The 17,824-nt window shown below is 40.1% G+C and carries 16 protein-coding genes; 10 read left to right on the top strand and 6 right to left on the bottom strand.

The features are described 5' to 3' along the window. Positions 1 to 48 precede the first annotated feature (48 nt). Positions 49 to 1,137, bottom strand: coding sequence for a DUF2279 domain-containing protein (locus tag ACYVM0_RS10525; protein WP_460556599.1), 1,089 nt, complete (start codon positions 1,135 to 1,137; stop codon positions 49 to 51). A gap of 82 nt (positions 1,138 to 1,219) precedes the next feature. Next, positions 1,220 to 1,603 (bottom strand): hypothetical protein, encoded by a 384-nt coding sequence (locus ACYVM0_RS10520; protein WP_460556596.1) that lies wholly within the window; start codon positions 1,601 to 1,603, stop codon positions 1,220 to 1,222. Positions 1,604 to 1,674: 71 nt separating this feature from the next. Between ACYVM0_RS10520 and ACYVM0_RS10515 the strand changes: the two genes are divergently transcribed. From ACYVM0_RS10515 to ACYVM0_RS10485, 7 genes are all read left to right on the top strand, one after another. Beyond that, a complete protein-coding gene (locus ACYVM0_RS10515) occupies positions 1,675 to 3,399 on the top strand; it encodes a phospho-sugar mutase (protein ID WP_460556594.1) in 1,725 nt (574 codons plus the stop codon). 59 nt (positions 3,400 to 3,458) lie between these two features. Continuing rightward, the gene (locus ACYVM0_RS10510) at positions 3,459 to 5,543 is read left to right on the top strand and encodes a carboxy terminal-processing peptidase (RefSeq protein WP_460556590.1); all 2,085 of its coding nucleotides are present in this window, start codon (positions 3,459 to 3,461) and stop codon (positions 5,541 to 5,543) included. Between the two features lie 125 nt (positions 5,544 to 5,668). Beyond that, positions 5,669 to 6,697, top strand: a complete 1,029-nt coding sequence (locus tag ACYVM0_RS10505; RefSeq protein ID WP_460556587.1) for an LIC11966 family surface protein — start codon at positions 5,669 to 5,671, stop codon at positions 6,695 to 6,697. A 29-nt stretch (positions 6,698 to 6,726) separates the two neighbouring features. Beyond that, the gene (locus tag ACYVM0_RS10500) at positions 6,727 to 7,446 is read left to right on the top strand and encodes a hypothetical protein (protein WP_460556584.1); all 720 of its coding nucleotides are present in this window, start codon (positions 6,727 to 6,729) and stop codon (positions 7,444 to 7,446) included. A 94-nt stretch (positions 7,447 to 7,540) separates the two neighbouring features. Continuing rightward, on the top strand, positions 7,541 to 8,197 hold the full coding sequence (locus ACYVM0_RS10495) for a protein-L-isoaspartate O-methyltransferase family protein (protein WP_460556581.1): 657 nt from the start codon (positions 7,541 to 7,543) through the stop codon (positions 8,195 to 8,197). Positions 8,198 to 8,231: 34 nt separating this feature from the next. Beyond that, entirely contained in the window at positions 8,232 to 8,534 is a 303-nt protein-coding gene (locus ACYVM0_RS10490) for a hypothetical protein (protein WP_460556578.1), read from the top strand. A gap of 3 nt (positions 8,535 to 8,537) precedes the next feature. Further along, a complete protein-coding gene (locus ACYVM0_RS10485) occupies positions 8,538 to 9,320 on the top strand; it encodes a VUT family protein (RefSeq protein WP_460556575.1) in 783 nt (260 codons plus the stop codon). A 62-nt stretch (positions 9,321 to 9,382) separates the two neighbouring features. On the opposite strand, the gene ACYVM0_RS10480 is transcribed toward ACYVM0_RS10485, so the two are convergent. Then, positions 9,383 to 9,952, bottom strand: a complete 570-nt coding sequence (locus ACYVM0_RS10480; RefSeq protein ID WP_460556572.1) for a DNA alkylation repair protein — start codon at positions 9,950 to 9,952, stop codon at positions 9,383 to 9,385. Positions 9,953 to 10,156: 204 nt separating this feature from the next. Between ACYVM0_RS10480 and ACYVM0_RS10475 the strand changes: the two genes are divergently transcribed. After that, the gene (locus ACYVM0_RS10475) at positions 10,157 to 13,126 is read left to right on the top strand and encodes a PKD domain-containing protein (RefSeq protein WP_460556569.1); all 2,970 of its coding nucleotides are present in this window, start codon (positions 10,157 to 10,159) and stop codon (positions 13,124 to 13,126) included. Positions 13,127 to 13,178: 52 nt separating this feature from the next. On the opposite strand, the gene ACYVM0_RS10470 is transcribed toward ACYVM0_RS10475, so the two are convergent. Continuing rightward, positions 13,179 to 13,949: a sulfite exporter TauE/SafE family protein gene (locus tag ACYVM0_RS10470; protein ID WP_460556566.1), complete on the bottom strand. Its 771-nt coding sequence runs from the start codon at positions 13,947 to 13,949 to the stop codon at positions 13,179 to 13,181. Further along, a complete protein-coding gene (locus tag ACYVM0_RS10465; RefSeq protein WP_460556564.1) occupies positions 13,949 to 14,638 on the bottom strand; it encodes a YggS family pyridoxal phosphate enzyme in 690 nt (229 codons plus the stop codon). The genes ACYVM0_RS10470 and ACYVM0_RS10465 overlap by 1 nt, the downstream gene beginning before the upstream one ends. A gap of 82 nt (positions 14,639 to 14,720) precedes the next feature. On the opposite strand from ACYVM0_RS10465, the gene ACYVM0_RS10460 reads away from it, so the two are divergent. After that, positions 14,721 to 15,389, top strand: coding sequence for a hypothetical protein (locus tag ACYVM0_RS10460; RefSeq protein WP_460556561.1), 669 nt, complete (start codon positions 14,721 to 14,723; stop codon positions 15,387 to 15,389). Between the two features lie 29 nt (positions 15,390 to 15,418). Here the strand turns inward: ACYVM0_RS10460 and ACYVM0_RS10455 are convergent, their stop codons facing one another. Then, positions 15,419 to 16,573, bottom strand: coding sequence for an acyl-CoA dehydrogenase family protein (locus ACYVM0_RS10455; RefSeq protein WP_460556558.1), 1,155 nt, complete (start codon positions 16,571 to 16,573; stop codon positions 15,419 to 15,421). 234 nt (positions 16,574 to 16,807) lie between these two features. Here ACYVM0_RS10455 and ACYVM0_RS10450 point away from each other — a divergent pair, with 234 nt between their 5' ends. After that, entirely contained in the window at positions 16,808 to 17,803 is a 996-nt protein-coding gene (locus tag ACYVM0_RS10450; protein ID WP_460556555.1) for a cation diffusion facilitator family transporter, read from the top strand. The last annotated feature ends 21 nt before the right edge of the window (positions 17,804 to 17,824 follow it).

Raw genomic sequence — 17,824 nt, 5'->3', positions numbered from 1 at the left:
AGATATCGCAAATTACGCAGAAAAAATCAGTGAACTCAATCGCACAATCTAAAAAGTAAGTGCATTCAATTTAAACCTGCCATTGGAATATTCCAATGATGGCATAGGGAATTTTACAATGTTAAGAATATTGAGTGCTACTTTAATTCCCTTTCTGTTGGTTTTAATTTTAGTAAGGTCAATATCCGGTGCTAAATACCATTGACGGTATCTTTTAATATCGGTACGGTTAAAAGTAATATTGCCACTGGCATCTTTGCCAATATTTTCATTGGCACCAAACATGCCTTCGGCTCCGGTGCCTACTGATAGCTGCAACCAGGCGGGCAATTTACTTTCGGGGAAAAAAGATCTTAAGTTGGCACTCAGCCAATAGGTTTGCCCGTTATAATCTTTTAAAAAACGTTCGGCTGTACTGCTGCCAAAAATTTTATTGCTGCGTTGTACCAGCGTTGGGTCGCTATAGGTTTTATGATGAAATGAAAATTTGAATTGAATACGTTGTTCATCCCAGGCCAGTTCCTGCGATACCAACATACCGCTGCCCACCATATTAGCGGCAAAATCGCCCCAGCTCCAGCCCCATTCACTGCTAAAGCCATCCAGTGTTTCAATCACAGTTTGATAGAACGCACCACTCATACCTCCCAGCCAGATCCTTTTTTTACGGTCAATACCCGTCCATCGCCATAGTTCCATGCTGGCCTTGCTTTCGGCATAGGCGCTGTAAGCGTGGCCGATCTTATCAATGCCTTTCCATTCACTGATATCATTAAAAGCATGAAAATTACTTTGCGGATAATTTTTATACCAGGCAGAGTACAGGCCAACCATAGCCCCGCTATAGCCAATGATGTTGGTGGCAGCAATGATTTTTATTCTTTTATCAACCTGTTTTTTTGAAAGCGGCTTTTCTTTTATTTTATTTGAATCAGAAATACTATTGCCGGTTCTGAAATAATAATTTTGTTGGGGAACTAAGGATGCTTTTACAGCAGAATCCTGCGCTTTAACCGAAGGCGCAACAAACTGAAAGCAAAAACTCAATAAAATGGCCACAGCAGAAAAACTACGGAATAATCGGGATGTTATCAGCAACGCCGGCGAAGTTGATTGATGATCTGGTATTTGGTTCATAAAAAACAAAAATAGCCCTATATGTTGTTAATGAGATACGAAAAATACAGTGCTAAAGATCTGCAGCAAAAAAACGAGAAGTTTAAAATTTAGGAACAACAGCCACTTTTGTTTTCTTTTTCAGAATATTGGTGATGATATCTTTTGCAATAACGGAGGATACCTTATTCTCCTGTACATATTGCCTGTGCCTGCGTTCAAATTCTGTTGGCGTTAAAGGAAAGTTAGGCCAGCTCATCAATTGATTATTGGGCCTGGTATAATTGATATGTGTATAGGGATGTGTTGTTGTTTTAGCATTGGTAAATGAATGGTAAAAAGTTAAAGCGTTGGAGCTGTTGCTGCTGTCTTTTTTTACAATGGTATTTTGTGCCGAACCTGTAATACAAAGCAATAAAAAGATGGCCATACCTGCCAATGGTTTCCATATGCAGCAACGCAAATATTTACGCCGGGTATAAATCATAAAACAAATTTACATAATTTGCTTTATTGAAGCATGAAACATTTATTTTTGGATTACATAAATTATAAAACATGGAAGCAACTACCCTTAAAAGAATTAACGACTGGCTTAGCGGTAATTACGAGCAATCAGTTAAAGATGAAATTACCAAGCTGCAACAAGATAATCCTGCTGAGTTAGAAGACTCTTTTTACAGAAATTTAGAATTTGGTACCGGTGGCCTCAGGGGCATTATGGGTATTGGCACTAACCGGATGAATAAATATACAGTGGGTATGGCCACACAGGGCTTTGCCAACTATTTAAAAAAATCGTTTACAGGAGAAGTGAGCGTGGCTATTGCACATGACTGCCGGAATAACGGCCGTTTTTTTGCCGAAACCACGGCCAATATTTTTGCTGCCAATGGTATAAAAGTGTATTTGTTTGAAGCATTGCGCCCCACACCTGAACTGAGTTTTGCAATACGAAAATTAGGCTGCCAGGCGGGTGTGGTATTAACGGCATCACACAATCCAAAAGAATATAATGGTTATAAAGCCTATTGGGATGATGGCGCACAATTGGTGCCACCCCACGATAAAAACGTAATTGTGGAAGTGGAAAAAATTGCCAGTGTGGATGAAGTAAAATGGGCCGGCGGCGAAGCTAACATAGTAGCATTAGGCAAGGACCTTGATAACGCTTACCTGGATATGGTGAAAACATTATCGGTATATCCCGATGTATGTGCAGCACAACACGATCTTAAAATTGTGTACACACCTATACATGGCACAGGAATAACATTAGTGCCGGCAGTATTGGAGCGTTTTGGTTTTACCAACGTTACCATTGTTACAGAGCAGGCAACGCCTGACGGGAATTTTCCGACTGTAGTATATCCCAATCCCGAAGAAAAAGAAACAATGGGTATAGGGTTGAAAAAAGCAAAGGAACTGGATGCTGATATTTTATTAGGTACCGATCCGGATAGCGACCGTGTGGCCATTGGAGTAAAAAACAGTAAAGGAGAATGGATACTGATGAATGGTAACCAGACTGCGGTACTGGCTTTTAATTATATGATTGAAGCAAGAAAAGTAAAAGGTATTGCGCAGGCCAACGACATGGTGGTAAAAACAATTGTAACTACAGATATGATTGACACCATTGCTAAAGCCAACGGCATCAGTTGCTATAATGTGCTTACCGGTTTTAAATGGATCGCTGCCATGATAAAAGAAAAAGAAGGCAAAGAGAATTATGTAATTGGCGGCGAAGAAAGTTTTGGATTAATGATAGGAGACAAGGTACGGGATAAAGATGCGATAAGTGCCGTAGCGCTGCTTTGCGAAATGGCCGCTTACGAAAAAAATAAAGGCCGCAGTTTATACGATAAGATGATTGACATGTACCTGCAGTATGGTTTGTATAAAGAAGACCTGGTGAGCATTACTAAAAAAGGCATGAATGGTGCGGCAGAAATTGCTGATATGATGAAAGGCTACAGGGATAATCCTCCTGCAATGCTGGATGGCGTTGCTGTAAATGAATTGCTGGATTATGAAATGCAAACCGGTAAAAATCTAACTACCGGCAAAAGCTGGGCCATTGACCTGCCGAAAAGTAATGTACTGCAATTTGTATTGGCAGATGGCAGTAAAATTTCTGCAAGGCCAAGTGGCACCGAACCTAAGATAAAATTTTATTTTAGTGTAAAGGGCGAATTGAAAAGCATTGCTGAATTTGAAGCTGCTCAAAAATCATTGGATGATAAAATTGCAAGGATCGTGAGTGAAATGAAATTGAAATAAATTTTTTAGGTGTCATACGGCTTCGGGCCGTTATGACACCTTTACTAAATCAACTGCACATGAAGAAAATCTGTACGCTCTTACTACTCTTACTGCCCGCAATCATCTTTGCACAAACAGATTTTCGTGCCAAAACACTAACACTCCGCCGTTTTTTAGAACAGCAACACTATAAACCATTGCAATGGAATGATACTTCTTCTGCCATGCTGTATAATAAATGGATGAAGGAATTAGACGAAGAAAAATTATTCTTTACTCAAAAAGAAATAACGGTTTTAGAAACTTATAAAACAAACCTGGATGAAGAACTGCTGGGCAAAACTGCTGTAGTAAAGGGAAAAGATTTTTTTAGTCAGTCAACCGGCTTATACAAAATGCGTTTGCAAAAAGCAGACAGTATTATTAAAGTACTTACTGCAAAACCATTTGATTTTACTAAGCCGGATAATATTGTGTGGCCTTTTACTACCTATGCAAATAGCGAACAGGATATTGCCCAACGCTGGTTACATTATTTAAAATGGCGGGTGCTGAACCAGGTGGCAGAAAAAGTTTCCGACTCTACGGGAACAGATACCAAACTACCGGCAAACTTTGCAAAACTGGAAATTGATGCCAGGGAAAAAATAAAGCAGCGTGAACTGGCATTTGTCAATAATCTTTTATCAACACCGGTAGATTTTACGCACGACCTGGAGGATGAATATTTAAACAGCATTGCCTGGTGTTACGATCCGCATACGAGTTACATGAACCTAAAAGAAAAAAAAGAATTTGATACGGAATTAAGTGGAACAGAATATAGCGCCGGTCTCGACCTTGAAGAAGATGAAAAAGGTGATAAGTCCATCAGTTATTTACAACCCGGCGGCAGTGCCTGGCGCAGCGGTCAATTGCATAAAGGCGATATTGTTATTGCCATAAAAGCCAATGGCAAAGAAAAAAATGTAGCAGATATTTCAGAAGAAGAATTAAGCAGTTACTTAAATGGCAACAGCGAAAGTGATGTGCAGATAACCGTAAAAACATCTGCCGGCGAAACTAAAACGGCCATATTGCATAAAGAAAAAGTAGATGCCGATGAAGGCATTGTAAAAAGTTATGTACTGCATGGCAAACAAAACATCGGTTACATAAACCTGCCGGGTTTTTACAGCAGGGAAGATGAAGCCATCAAAGATGAAAACGATATTAAGTACGATGGTTGCGCCAATGATGTAAGTAAAGAAATTGTAAAGCTGAAAAAAGATACCATCGGCGGACTGATACTCGACCTGCGTTTTAATGGCGGTGGCAGTATGTGGGAAGCCATGCAGCTGGCAGGTATTTTTATTGATATCGGTCCTGTTGCTTCAGTAAAAGACAGAACGGCCAAAGTCCGATTCTTAAAAGACCCCAACAGGGGTACTATTTATGACGGGCCGTTAGTTGTATTGGTTAACGGTGCCAGCGCCAGTGCCAGCGAATTTGTAAGTGCGGTATTACAGGATTATAACAGGGCATTGATTGTAGGTGGTACTACCTATGGCAAAGGAACGGCACAACAGGTATTGCCGCTGGATACTATTACACCCGACGAAAGAAAAAAATACGAAGACTATGTAAAAGTTACGCTGGAAAAATTTTACCGGGTTAATGGCAGTACCACACAATGGAAAGGCGTAGTGCCGGACATAGCATTGCCTGATATGTATTCGGATGATGAGTACAAAGAAAAAAGTAATGCCAGTGCATTGCAACCGGATAACAGTAAAGCGGGGATGTACCAGGTGTTACCGGCTTTACCGGTTACAGCATTAGCTGCTAAAAGCAAACAGCGTATTGATGCCAGTAATTATTTTAAAAAGATCAGCAGTTTTACCAGCTGGATGGAGCAATATAAAAAAGAAAGGAACATCAGCCTGCAATGGAGTGCGTATGCAGCGCAATACAGCACGGCTATTAAAATGTACGGGCAGTTCAGCAGCGAGGAAAAAAATAATACCGGTATAGTAGTAACCAATAATGGTTTCGACTGGCAACGCATTGCAGCTTCTTCAACAAGGAGTAAAGAAATAAATGCAACCTACCTGGAGCATTTGCAAACTGATGAAACACTGGCAGAGGCGTACAGGATATTAATGGACTGGAACGGGAAGTAGTGAATGGTGAATGGTGAATAAAATTGGGGCTGTAAAACTACTTTCTTTTAAGAAAACATCAGTCGTTTGCAACTATAATCAAATAACTTTTATCTTCATAATTATAACAAATAAAATCACCCGGTATGAAACGATTATTTACCCTTATTATTTTATCAGCACTTAGTACTGTTGCCTTTGCACAAAATTTTGATAATGCAGGTGACTACATGAGTTACATTGGTAAACAGCAGGAAAATATTTCAAAAAAATATTTAAGCTATACCAGTGCCTCTGCACATGGTAAAAAAGAAAAGAAAGTAGAAGCATTGCGTAATAAGCTTATTAACGAAGTAGATGAATCGAGGATGAATATTTCCGGTATGCCTTCTTTTAAAAACGATAAGGCGTACAGGGATACAGCGGTTAATTTTATGAAACTGTATTATAGTGTATTAAATGACGATTACAGTAAGATCATCAACATGGAAGAAATAGCAGAACAAAGTTATGATGCCATGGAAGCGTATTTGCTGATGCAGGAAAAGGTAAATGAAAAATTAGAGCAGGGGAATGAGAAAATGCGCCTGGCCGAAGCTGCATTTGCTGCAAAAAATAATATTAACCTCATCAGCCAAAAGGATGGCCTGGGAGAAATGATGGAACAGGTACACCAGATGAACGTGTATTACCACCAGGTATATTTGTTATTCTTCCGTCCGTATAAGCAGGAAGCGTATTTACTGGAAGCTATTCAAAAAGGCAATATCACCGGTATTGAACAAAATAAAAATGCCTTGTTGAAATATGCGCAGGAAGGGTTGGAGAAATTAAATGCCATAAAGCCATTCCAGGGCGATAATAGTATTGCTGCCGCCTGCAAAACCATGCTTACTTTTTATGTAAAAGAAGTGAATGATAAGATGGGCACTATCAGCGATTTCTTTTTAACCAGGGAACGTTTTGAGAAAATGAAAAAAGATTTTGAAAAGAAAAGTGATCCTTCCAAAGATGATGTGGCTGCCTATAATAAAGGTGTTGCCGATATCAACAAAGCATCTGATGCGTATAATAAGAACAATCAGGCACTAAACCAGCAACGCCAGGAAGCATTAAATAACTGGAATACCACAGAAAAGGCTTTTTTTGATGAGCATACTCCACATTATAAATAAGCCGGTAAACGGTTTTACACCATTGCACTATGAGTGATGCAACATTTCTCACTTTTCAGAAATTTAATGACGAAGGGGTTGCCCGTGAACTGGTAGCCAGGCTTTCAGAAAACGGCATTGCTGTTGTAACCGAAGACAGTAATGGTTTCTTTGATCCGACGTTTGCATCAAATCCGTTAACAAGAGAAATAAGGGTAAAATTGAAGCAGAAGGATTTTGAAGTGGCGCAAAAAATATTAGCTGCATATTACAAATCACAACTGGAAGACACTGATAGGGATTATTATCTTTTCAGTTTTTCTGATGATGAATTAAGAGAGATTATCATTAAGCCGGATGAATGGGGCGATTTTGATTATGAGCTGGCACTTAAAATATTACAACAAAGAGGCAAAGAGATAAAGCCCGAAGAAGCTGAACGATTACGGAAACAACGAAATGATTTCCTGGCAAGGCCCGAAACAGCTGAAGGCGATATTGTTTTTGCAGGGTATGCAGTAGCGATTACTGTAGGGCTGCTGGCTACCGCTGTTGACTTCTTTTCATCATATAGTTACAGGCCCGCACTTGCAGGGTGGCTGATCCCTGTTTTTATTGGCTGGCATTTAGCTTATAGTAAAAAGACGTTGCCAGATGGGAGAAACCCTTATCGTTATTCAGAAAAAGAAAGGAATCATGGTGTAAGGATTTTATTATTGGGCACGTTGTGCCTGGCAGGTTCTCTTTTAATCAGGTGGTTCAATAAATAATATCATTTCAGATTTATTTTATTACCTGTTTTAAAATAACTTGCAGCTACTTAGGTCTCTTGTGGCTTAAAGCTATTGTGATACCTTAACACTTATGAGAAAATACGAAGACACTTACCGGCACAAAGGCCTTAGAAAAAAACTGATTGATATTCTTAAAGAAAAAGGCATTACAGATAACAATGTGCTGGAAGCTATCAATACTATTCCACGCCATTATTTTTTAGATAGTGCTTTTGATGAAATCGCTTATGAAGACAGGGCTTTCCCCATCAGCGACGGACAAACCATTTCGCAACCTTATACTGTTGCTTACCAGACACAATTGCTGCAGGTAAAACCGGGAGAAAAAATTTTGGAGATAGGAACCGGAAGTATTTACCAGGCATCGGTGCTGTCAGAAATGGGCGCCAAAGTATTTACCATTGAGCGACAGAAAAACCTGTTTGAAAAAACAAAAAGCTTTGTATTAAAATCCAGATACCCCAATCTTAAATTTTTTTATGGTGATGGTTTTGAAGGATTGCCTACCTATGCACCTTTTGATAAAGTGATCATTACTGCGGCTGCGCCCTTTGTGCCACCCAAATTAATTGCCCAGTTAAAAACCGGCGGTAAAATGGTGATACCTGTTGATGAAGGGCCACACCAACGCATGCTGCGCCTTACTAAAAATGCCGACGGCAGTTACGAAGAAGAAGCTTTTGAAAATTTCTCTTTTGTACCGATGCTTACCGGCAAGAATGGATAACCAGGTAAACTATTTATATTTATAAAAAATCCGGATGAAATTTTTTTCAAAATTTGTTTTACTCTGTAACCTTTGTTTTATTGTAACTGTGGTAATGCATTTTGTGGAACTGCACGATAAAGTAAAAGGTAAATCAGACGTAGCTGTTCCGTTACAATTTGTAGAAGGTACAATGGCCGTGCTGGGCCTGATATCGATAATGGTAAATGCTGTTTTTTGTTTGATTGTGCTGGGATTGATGGCCGCAAAAAAAATACAACAAATTCCACTTTGGATTGTTGTGTTTAACTTTATAGCATTACTTGCCGAGATCTATTGGTACTTTATCAGTAAATAACACATGATACAAAACATACTTAAAGACAAGCCGACAAAGATATTTGTCACCTTCACTGCATTTTTTGTAGCCAATGCCTTGATAGCAGAATGCATCGGCACAAAAATATTTTCGCTGGAAAAATTATTCGGCATGCAGCCTTCAGATTTTAGTTTGTTTGGAGAAAAACATTTATCCATTAGTCTTACCTGCGGTGTGTTGTTATGGCCATTGGAATTTATAATGACAGATATTGTGAATGAATATTACGGCCCTAAGGCAGTGCGCCGTATTTCCTATACCGCTATTGCTTTAATCGCTTACGCTTTTTTAATGTTTTACCTGGCCATGGGGGTGCCCCCGGCAGCATTCTGGTATGGTACGGGTGTGCAGGATGGCATTCCTGATATGTCAAAAGCATTCAACGGTATTTTTGGCCAGGGCATGTGGATCATCTTTGGTAGCCTTACCGCATTTTTAGTAAGCCAGATAGTAGATGTTACCGTGTTTCATAAAATAAAAAAAGTAACCGGCGAAAAAAAAGTGTGGCTAAGGGCAACAGGATCTACGCTGGTATCGCAACTGGTAGATAGTTTTATTGTATTGTTCATTGCATTTAAAATAGGCAAGGGCTGGAGCTGGCAATTGGTATTTGCCATCTGCCTGGTTAACTATGCCTACAAAGCTACCATGGCAATTATTTTAACACCCGTTATTTATTTTGTAGAAGCAAGAATTGAAAAATACCTTGGCCACGAAACAGCCGCAAAAATGAAATTGGCTGCAATGGGTAAAGAAACCGCTTAAATGAGTCAGGGGTTGAAAACTCACTTATTTAATTAAGCCGGTTCACAAATCCTAAACCAGTTTTATTTGCCCTTGGTAAAATTCTTATTGATCCACACCACGGCTTTTTTCACATAGTATTCAGTATCGTTTTCTACAGTAGCGATTAATTTTTTTATTGCTTCATGGTATGTTTTGTCCCTGGTATACCATTCCACTAGTACCAGGCTTAGCCTTCGCTCCCAAAGATTAGCAGAGGAGTTGTATTTGTCAGCCAATGCAAAAATTGCTGTAGCATGGGTTTTCCTGATGGTTTGCAAAGCCTGCATACCCACGGCATCACATACTGCCCAGTTATCAATGCCGGGTGCAAAGTATTGTACCAGCTGTAACGATCTTTCAGCATCCTGTTTGGCAATTTGCTGTAATATTTTTACCGCCAGTAATTTTTCTTCCAGTGCTCCCGCATCCCATAAAGTTTTTATCAACGCAAATCCACCAGCCTTATACTGTTTGCTCAATTCATTAAGTACCGGTGTACGAACACCATAAATTTTCATGCTGCCGGGCACAAATTTTTTAAATGCGGCCAGGGCTTCGGGAGCGCTTTTATCCTGCAGAATTTTTTGTATGGTTTGCAATTCGGTACTCATTTTTGGATATAGTTGGCTGATCAGCAGGTCATATACTGATTTTCAGAAATAAATAAATTTTTCAGGCTCCGGGCAGCATATTCATAATTGTTGTAATCATAAACCTTTGAAGCCCAGTAAACATAGGGTTGTGGTTCGGGCGGGCTTTTGTTTTCAGGTTTTTTACCTTATCTTCATACTCAATTCTACCAACCATAACTACGCATGCAACAAATTTACAGAAACTACCCTTTACAGGGCCTTAAACCTGTTTTTAGTACTCTCATCATCGCTTTATTATTGTCATTTCAAAATTTTAATGCTGCGGCACAATGCCCGGTTAATATAGGTTTTGAAGATGGTACTTTTAATGGATGGCAATGTCTTACCGGTACCTTTAATGCGGGAAACATCACTGTTAATCCCACAGCCCCTATACCCGGAAGACATGATATAATTTCAGCAGCTACTTTTCCGGCAGTTGACCCATACGGAGGGTTTCCGGTGTTATGTCCTAACGGTAGTAACTATTCCATCAGAATTGGTGTGCAAAATACCGGTACCAATGCCGATGGAGTTTCCTACACATTAACCATACCTCCGGGGCAGGATAAATTCAGGTTGATCTATAATTATGCTCTTGTGATCAACAATGGTGGCGGGCATGGAGCAGTTGACCAGCCAAGGTTAAGGGTAGTGGTTAAAAACCTCACCGATAATACAGTTAATTACGGATGTGATTCGATGGATATTGCTTATTCAAATGCAAACCCATTACCTGGTTTTCAACCGGAGCCCAATATTCCGTCGCAATTCAGGTGGAAACCATGGGCCGCTAGATCAATCAACCTGGATAATAATGCCGGCAAGACGATACAACTTACTTTTATCGCCACTGGTTGCGGCCTTACAGGTGGTACGCATTTCGGCTATGCATATCTCGATTTAAACTCTACCTGCAGTGGCTCGTTCGACGGGGCTATATTTTGTCCTGATGATGCTTCTGTTACGGTGAATGCACCTCCGGGCTATCAATCGTATAACTGGTATAATGGCTTGATGACTCAGTTATTAGGTACAGGCCAATCTATTACTTTAACGCCGCCACCATTGTCCGGCGACTCGTTAAAAATTGAATTGATCCCTTATCCCACTTATGGATGTACCGATACACTTACTGCTTATTTGTGGGATACTTTAACGGTGCATTCCTATGCCGGCCCCAACAGGCAAACCTGCGATAATAATCCTGTTCAGCTGGGCTATCCTCCTGAACCTAATCGTTTATATAAATGGACACCGGTCACGGGACTGAGTGATCCGAATATTTCCAACCCCATAGCAACACCGTCAGTATCTACAACCTATACACTAACGGTAACCACTGGGGGCGGAGGCTGTGCCACACAGGATGAGGTAGACGTAAAAGTGGATATTCTCAGTGATTCGATACAACAAATAGGCCCTTCTTCTCATTGTGCCATAACCGGTGAAACGGTGGAATTAAAAGTGCTGCCACATGATAATATACAATGGTACAACGCCAGCGGGCCAATACCGGGTGCTACATCAACATCGTTGTTTGTAACGCAAACAGGGGCTTACTATGCCATTGTTTCCAGCAATACCGGTTGCAGCCGTACAACAAAAACAAAACAGATAGATGTATGGGCATCGCCTGTTGCAGGCTTTACCAGCAATGCCACAACGCAATGCGATAAAGGGCACCAGTTTGTGTTTACCAATACCAGTACCTTGGCAACAGGCAATTTGCAATATTTGTGGGATATGGGAGATGGTACTACCTACACTTCTGCCGATGCTACCCATAGCTATGCCAGCCCGGGGGCTTACCATGTGAAGTTACTGGTTACCGCACCGGGCGGATGTACTGACACCCGTGATATTGATGTAGTGGTAAATCCAAGTCCTGTTTCGGCATTTGTGGTAGACGAACCTATACAATGTTTTAAAGACAACTGGTTTATTTTTAATAATAAAAGTACTGTATCAGCCGGTGTACTAACCTATACCTGGGATTTTGGCGATGGCAATTTTGATTACTCCAATGATATTGCACATCACTATGCTGCTGCAGGAACGTACGATGTAAAATTAAGTGCCAAAGAAACCAGTGGCGGTTGTACTACCGACAGTATTTTTAAAGTACTGGTACAGCAAAGCCCGGTTACTAATTTTACTATCGACAATAATGTGCAATGTTTCCCCGGCCATGTGTTTACGTTAACTAACGGCACCACCATCACTTCTGATCCGCTGGCGTACACCTGGGATATGGGAGATGGTGTAATTAAAACAGGTACCGATATTACTTACAGTTATGCAAAAGCCGGCAACTATACTATAAAACTATTAGCGGCTACGCCAGGGGGTTGTAGTGATAGTATCAGTTATAATGTAATTGTGCATCCGGTGCCTTCAGCAGATTTTACCATTCGTCCGGTATGTGAAAACCTTCGGGTGCCTATTATCAACAGAACATTTAATAATACTACTTCCACTGTTAATTACCTGTGGGATTTTGGAAACGGGCATACCGATAATGTAAAAACACCGGTATACAGTTATCCTGCAGCAGGAACGTATATCGTTAAATTATCAGTGAGTACCGCAGAATGCCCGGTATCTTTTGATGTAAAAACAGCAAGTGTTACCATTGACCCCACCACACCGGGAGTTGTTTATCCAGATAAAGATGCGGCCTATAATTTCCCGGAACAATTACAGGCTAGGTCAATTGGTACTACCGTTACGTGGTCGCCACCTGTAAGCTTAAGTAACCGCTACAGCTTTAGCCCGGTATTTAAAGGCATTGCACCTCAATTGTACACCATCGAATTAAAAACTGCCAATGGTTGTATTACAGTAGATACGCAGTTGGTGAAAACACACAAAAAGATCGAGATCTATGTACCTACAGGTTTTACGCCAAACGGTGATGGTACAAATGACAGGTTGAGGCCAATCCTCATCGGCTTTACCAAAGTAAATTACTTTAGGGTGTACAATCGCTGGGGTGGTTTATTATTCAGCATGAATAGTGATTTACCAGGCTGGGATGGCAAAATAAATAATAAGCCTGCAGAAACACAAACCGTGGTATGGATGATTGAAGCGGTAGATGTGGATGGCGTGGTACATAACAAACAGGGAACAACAGTATTGTACCATTAAAATAATTAATGCTCAATGTATATTGGAATGCGCCTTCTGGCGCATTCTTTTTTTATGATTTTTTGAAAAAGATATCATACCCGAAGCGGATGATGGTTCCTGCCACAACAATTAAAAAAAAGATACGGATAAATTTATTGCCTTTTAAAATAGCCAGTCTTGAACCAAGTAATGATCCGCTGAAATTAAAAATAGCCATGGGTATAGCGTAATGATATAAAATATGCCCGCTGCCACTAAAGAAAATAATGGAACCAAGGTTAGTAGATACATTCAGTAGTTTGGAATGGGCGCTCGCTTTTAAAAAATCGAAACCCATAACACTGATAAAAAAAAGAACCATAAAACTTCCGGCGCCGGGGCCAATGAAACCATCATAAAAGCCAATAAGCAATGCAAACAGAAGTGCATAGAGCATTTCTTTTTTGCGGCTGAGAGAGGTAGTAACAGCAAGGCCAAAATCTTTTTTAGTATAGGTATAAATGGCAACGGCTATCAATACACAAAAGATGACCGGCTTCATAAAACTATTGCTTACCAAAGCTACCGTTCGTGAGCCTGCATAAGCTGCAGTTAATGCAATGCTGCACATAAGGGCCAGCAAGCGCCAGTTCAATTTAACTTTTACGCTGTATTGAACTGCTGCAATGCCTGCACCAAAAATAGAGGGGATCTTTGTAGTGCCTAAAAGTGTTGCTAAAGGATGTTGCCGTAAGGTTACTAAAACCACCGGTGTTTGTACCAGGCCGCCACCGCCAACAATGGAATCGATAAAACCTGCTGCAAATGCGGCAGCACAAAGAATGATTATTTCCTGGCTCATCAATGCGTATAATTTCTTTCGCCAAATAATAAACTGCCAATACGAACCATATTGCTGCCTTCTTCTATTGCAATGGTATAATCTCCGCTCATGCCCATGCTTAAAGTGGATAGTTGAAAATTAATAGTTGATAGAGCCACATTAGAATCAAATATCTTTTTTAAATTTCTAAACTCACTTCTTATTAAATCTTTATTCTCAGAGAATGAAGCCATACCCATAAGTCCAATTACTCTGACATTTTTCATTGTATTTAATTGCTGATATTTTGGAACGGTTTTAAGAATATTTACCAATTCTTCTTCATTGAATCCAAATTTTGTAGTTTCTATTGCAATATGCATTTGAAGCAGGCAATCAATGATACGATTGCATTTTAATGCCTGGCTATTGATTTCTTCAAGTAATTTATAGCTGTCAACACCATGAATTAGATGCACAAAAGGGGCAATGTATTTTACTTTGTTTCTTTGCAGGTGGCCGATAAAATGCCATCGGATATCTTTTGGTAAAGCCGCTTCTTTTTCTACCAGTTCCTGTACATAGTTTTCTCCAAAGTCACGCTGGCCCAGGTCGTACAAGGCTTGTATGTCTTCTACAGGCTTTGTTTTGGAAACAGCCACCAGGCAAACGTTTTTTTCTTTTAACTGGTTATTTAGTACTAAATACGACTCTTTATTAACAGGCATTGTTGAGATTTGAAATGCAAAAATACCCACAAAATGGTATAGGGGAGGAGATATAAAAAACTATTTTACAGAAAATATATGTATGCGTTGTTACTTACTATTTTTTATTTGCCTGGCTTTTATTAAAACAAATGCACAAAGCCTATACAATGGCAAACTGGTATTGCTATATACCGATACGGTTGAAGGTTCGTTCAGGATGGATCTGCATGGCTCCAATAATGCGATGGTGGAAATGAACTCTGTTGAGCGCAGGACAAATAAAGATAAAAAAAACAGGCAAAAAATTATTACAGACACAATAAGAGAAAAATATAACCCCGGCATCATTACCAATATTTTAATTGGCAAAACCTGGTATAAACTCCGCGACCTGAAGAATGATTATGGTGATAGTATGACCAAAAGAAACTGCTGTGTAAAAAGAATTGCCGGTACTGATACCCTGGGCCTGTTTGAGTTTGTAAATGCAGCAGCGCAATCTTCTTTTTATATACAGACACAAAAGGATGGGGCGCAAATTTATAATATCAGCCATCCTTACCTGGCCGGAGATTTTACATCTTTTAGTTTACTGCGTTTTTATAATTGTACTTTTTTAAGAGAAAAGATCAGTAGTAAAACCCCGGGCTACTTTTATGATGAAAGCGGAAATGATATGCCGGAGAGAGTTGCGGTTTGGAGAAATATCATAAACGGGTATTACGATAATTGTAATGTGAATAAGGTTAATAAAAAAAGCGGACAATGATAATTGTCCGCCTGAGCTTTTAATTATTTTTATTTCAATATACTCCTGCTGATCACAATACGTTGCACTTCGCTGGTGCCTTCGTATATCTGTGTGATCTTTGCATCCCTCATCATGCGTTCTACATGGTATTCTTTTACAAAACCATACCCACCGTGAATCTGCACGGCTTCAGTGGCCGTCCACATGGCTGTTTCGCTGGCAAAAACTTTTGCCATGCTGCCGCTTAAGGTATAATCGATCTTGTTATCTTTTTCCCATGCCGCTTTTAAACAAAGCAACCTTGCGCATTCAATTTTTGTTGCCATATCGGCCAACTTAAATTGTATTGCCTGGTGGTGCATGATCTCTTTACCAAAAGCCTTGCGTTGTTTACTGTAAGCCAATGCCCTTTCGTAAGCGCCGCTGGCAATACCCAATGCCTGTGACGCAATACCAATTCTTCCGCCGGCAAGTGTTTTCATTGCAAACTTAAAACCAAAGCCATCTTCGCCGATCCTGTTTTCTCTAGGCACTTTTACATCGTTGAATAAAATGCTGTGCGTATCACTTCCACGGATACCCAGTTTATTTTCTTTGGCCCCAACGGTTACGCCTGCCCATTTTTTTTCAACAATAAAAGCATTGATGCCCCGGCTGCCTTTGCTTACATCTGTTTGTGCAATAACTAAATATACCGATGCGCTGTTGCCATTGGTGATCCAGTTTTTTGTGCCATTCAGCAAATAATAATCGCCTTTATCTTCTGCCGTGGTTTGTTGAGATGTGGCGTCGCTTCCGGCTTCCGGTTCGCTCAGTAAAAATGCACCGATATGTAATTCGCCATCTTTTTTACCTTGTGCCAGCGGGGTTAAATATTTTACTTTCTGCTCTTCACTGCCGTATTCCTGCAGGCCATAGCAAACCAGGCTATTGTTTACGCTCATACAAACACTTACACTGGCATCTACTTTACTTATTTCTTCCATGGCTAAAACATAACTCACTGTATCCATGCCGCTGCCACCATATTCCGGTTTTACCATCATGCCCATAAAACCAAGGTCGGCGAGTTTTTCTATCTGGTCTTTGGGAAATTTTTGCAGTTCGTCCCGTTCTATAACACCGGGAAGGCATTCATTAACTGCAAAATCTCTTGCAGCCTGCCTGATCATTAGTTGTTCTTCTGAAAATTGAAAATCCATATGCAGTCGTTTTAGTTTATCAACAAAAATACGGGTTGGGGGTTGTGTTTGGAAAGATTGTGGAGGATATTTTTGAACATGACCTGGCACGGTTGGCAGATCATACGGAACAAGATCAGATGATGATGCTAAACATGGTCAGACGAGGACGTCAGACCATGCGGAACACGGTCAGACGAGGGCGTCGGACCTTGTGTTACAGCTTTTGTATATTTGCACCCTAAATTTCTTCTTTTGCAAACAACACAACAGAACCTGCGCCTGCAGAAAATCATTACTTCCATCAGTATCGTTTTATTTGTGTTGAAGCTTATAGCGTGGTACCTCACCGGTTCAGTGGCCATTCTTACCGATGCGTTGGAAAGCACGGTCAACGTAATTGCCGGGTTAATTGGCGTATATAGCCTTTATGTTTCAGCAAAACCTAAGGATCATGATCATCCTTACGGCCACGGTAAGGCAGAGTTTCTTTCTGCAGCTGTTGAGGGTACCCTGATTACGGTTGCAGGTTTTGTGATCATTTACGAAGCGATCAATAACCTGCAGCATCCGCATACTATCAAAAAGCTGGATTCTGGTTTAATACTGGTGGCAGTTACAGGGCTCATCAATTATATTGCCGGTGCCGTTTGTATTAAAACAGGAAAAAGAAATAATTCATTACCATTAATTGCAAGTGGTAAGCACCTGCAATCAGATACCTGGAGTACAGCAGGTATTGTTATTGGTCTTTTATTAATGCTGTTGTTCCCAAAAATATCCTGGATAGATAGTGCTGTGGCCATTTTATTTTCGATGATCATTATTTATACCGGGTATAAGATCATACGGAGTTCTATTGCAGGCATTATGGATGAAGCAGATGAAGCTCTTTTAAAAAAAATGGTAGAAATGCTGAATGCCAACCGCAAGGAAAACTGGATAGACCTGCATAACCTGAGGATAATAAAATACGGGGCCACCATACATCTTGATTGTCATCTCACCGTGCCCTGGTATTTAAATGTACATGAGGCGCATGCCGAAATTGATTCACTTTCTGCATTGGTAAAAAATGAATATGGCGAATCAGTAGAACTTTTTGTACACTCCGATGGTTGTCTTGACTTCAGTTGCAATATCTGTTTAAAAGACAATTGTAATGTGCGTAAACATCCGTTTGAGAAAAAAATAGAATGGACAATGAAAAATATTTCCAGCAATCATAAACATACAGAAGCTACAGCCTGATAGTGATACAGAAAGTACATG

The organism is Ferruginibacter profundus (assembly GCF_054783275.1).
The sequence above is the reverse complement of the archived record's forward strand: the minus strand, read 5'-3'. Positions and strand labels throughout refer to the sequence as shown.

Coding starts and splice junctions, on each gene's coding strand:
- ACYVM0_RS10525 (WP_460556599.1), bottom strand. CDS start 1,137: ATGAACCAAATACCAGATCATCAATCAACTTCGCCGGCGTTGCTGATA.
- ACYVM0_RS10520 (WP_460556596.1), bottom strand. CDS start 1,603: ATGATTTATACCCGGCGTAAATATTTGCGTTGCTGCATATGGAAACCA.
- ACYVM0_RS10515 (WP_460556594.1), top strand. CDS start 1,675: ATGGAAGCAACTACCCTTAAAAGAATTAACGACTGGCTTAGCGGTAAT.
- ACYVM0_RS10510 (WP_460556590.1), top strand. CDS start 3,459: ATGAAGAAAATCTGTACGCTCTTACTACTCTTACTGCCCGCAATCATC.
- ACYVM0_RS10505 (WP_460556587.1), top strand. CDS start 5,669: ATGAAACGATTATTTACCCTTATTATTTTATCAGCACTTAGTACTGTT.
- ACYVM0_RS10500 (WP_460556584.1), top strand. CDS start 6,727: ATGAGTGATGCAACATTTCTCACTTTTCAGAAATTTAATGACGAAGGG.
- ACYVM0_RS10495 (WP_460556581.1), top strand. CDS start 7,541: ATGAGAAAATACGAAGACACTTACCGGCACAAAGGCCTTAGAAAAAAA.
- ACYVM0_RS10490 (WP_460556578.1), top strand. CDS start 8,232: ATGAAATTTTTTTCAAAATTTGTTTTACTCTGTAACCTTTGTTTTATT.
- ACYVM0_RS10485 (WP_460556575.1), top strand. CDS start 8,538: ATGATACAAAACATACTTAAAGACAAGCCGACAAAGATATTTGTCACC.
- ACYVM0_RS10480 (WP_460556572.1), bottom strand. CDS start 9,952: ATGAGTACCGAATTGCAAACCATACAAAAAATTCTGCAGGATAAAAGC.
- ACYVM0_RS10475 (WP_460556569.1), top strand. CDS start 10,157: ATGCAACAAATTTACAGAAACTACCCTTTACAGGGCCTTAAACCTGTT.
- ACYVM0_RS10470 (WP_460556566.1), bottom strand. CDS start 13,949: ATGAGCCAGGAAATAATCATTCTTTGTGCTGCCGCATTTGCAGCAGGT.
- ACYVM0_RS10465 (WP_460556564.1), bottom strand. CDS start 14,638: ATGCCTGTTAATAAAGAGTCGTATTTAGTACTAAATAACCAGTTAAAA.
- ACYVM0_RS10460 (WP_460556561.1), top strand. CDS start 14,721: ATGCGTTGTTACTTACTATTTTTTATTTGCCTGGCTTTTATTAAAACA.
- ACYVM0_RS10455 (WP_460556558.1), bottom strand. CDS start 16,573: ATGGATTTTCAATTTTCAGAAGAACAACTAATGATCAGGCAGGCTGCA.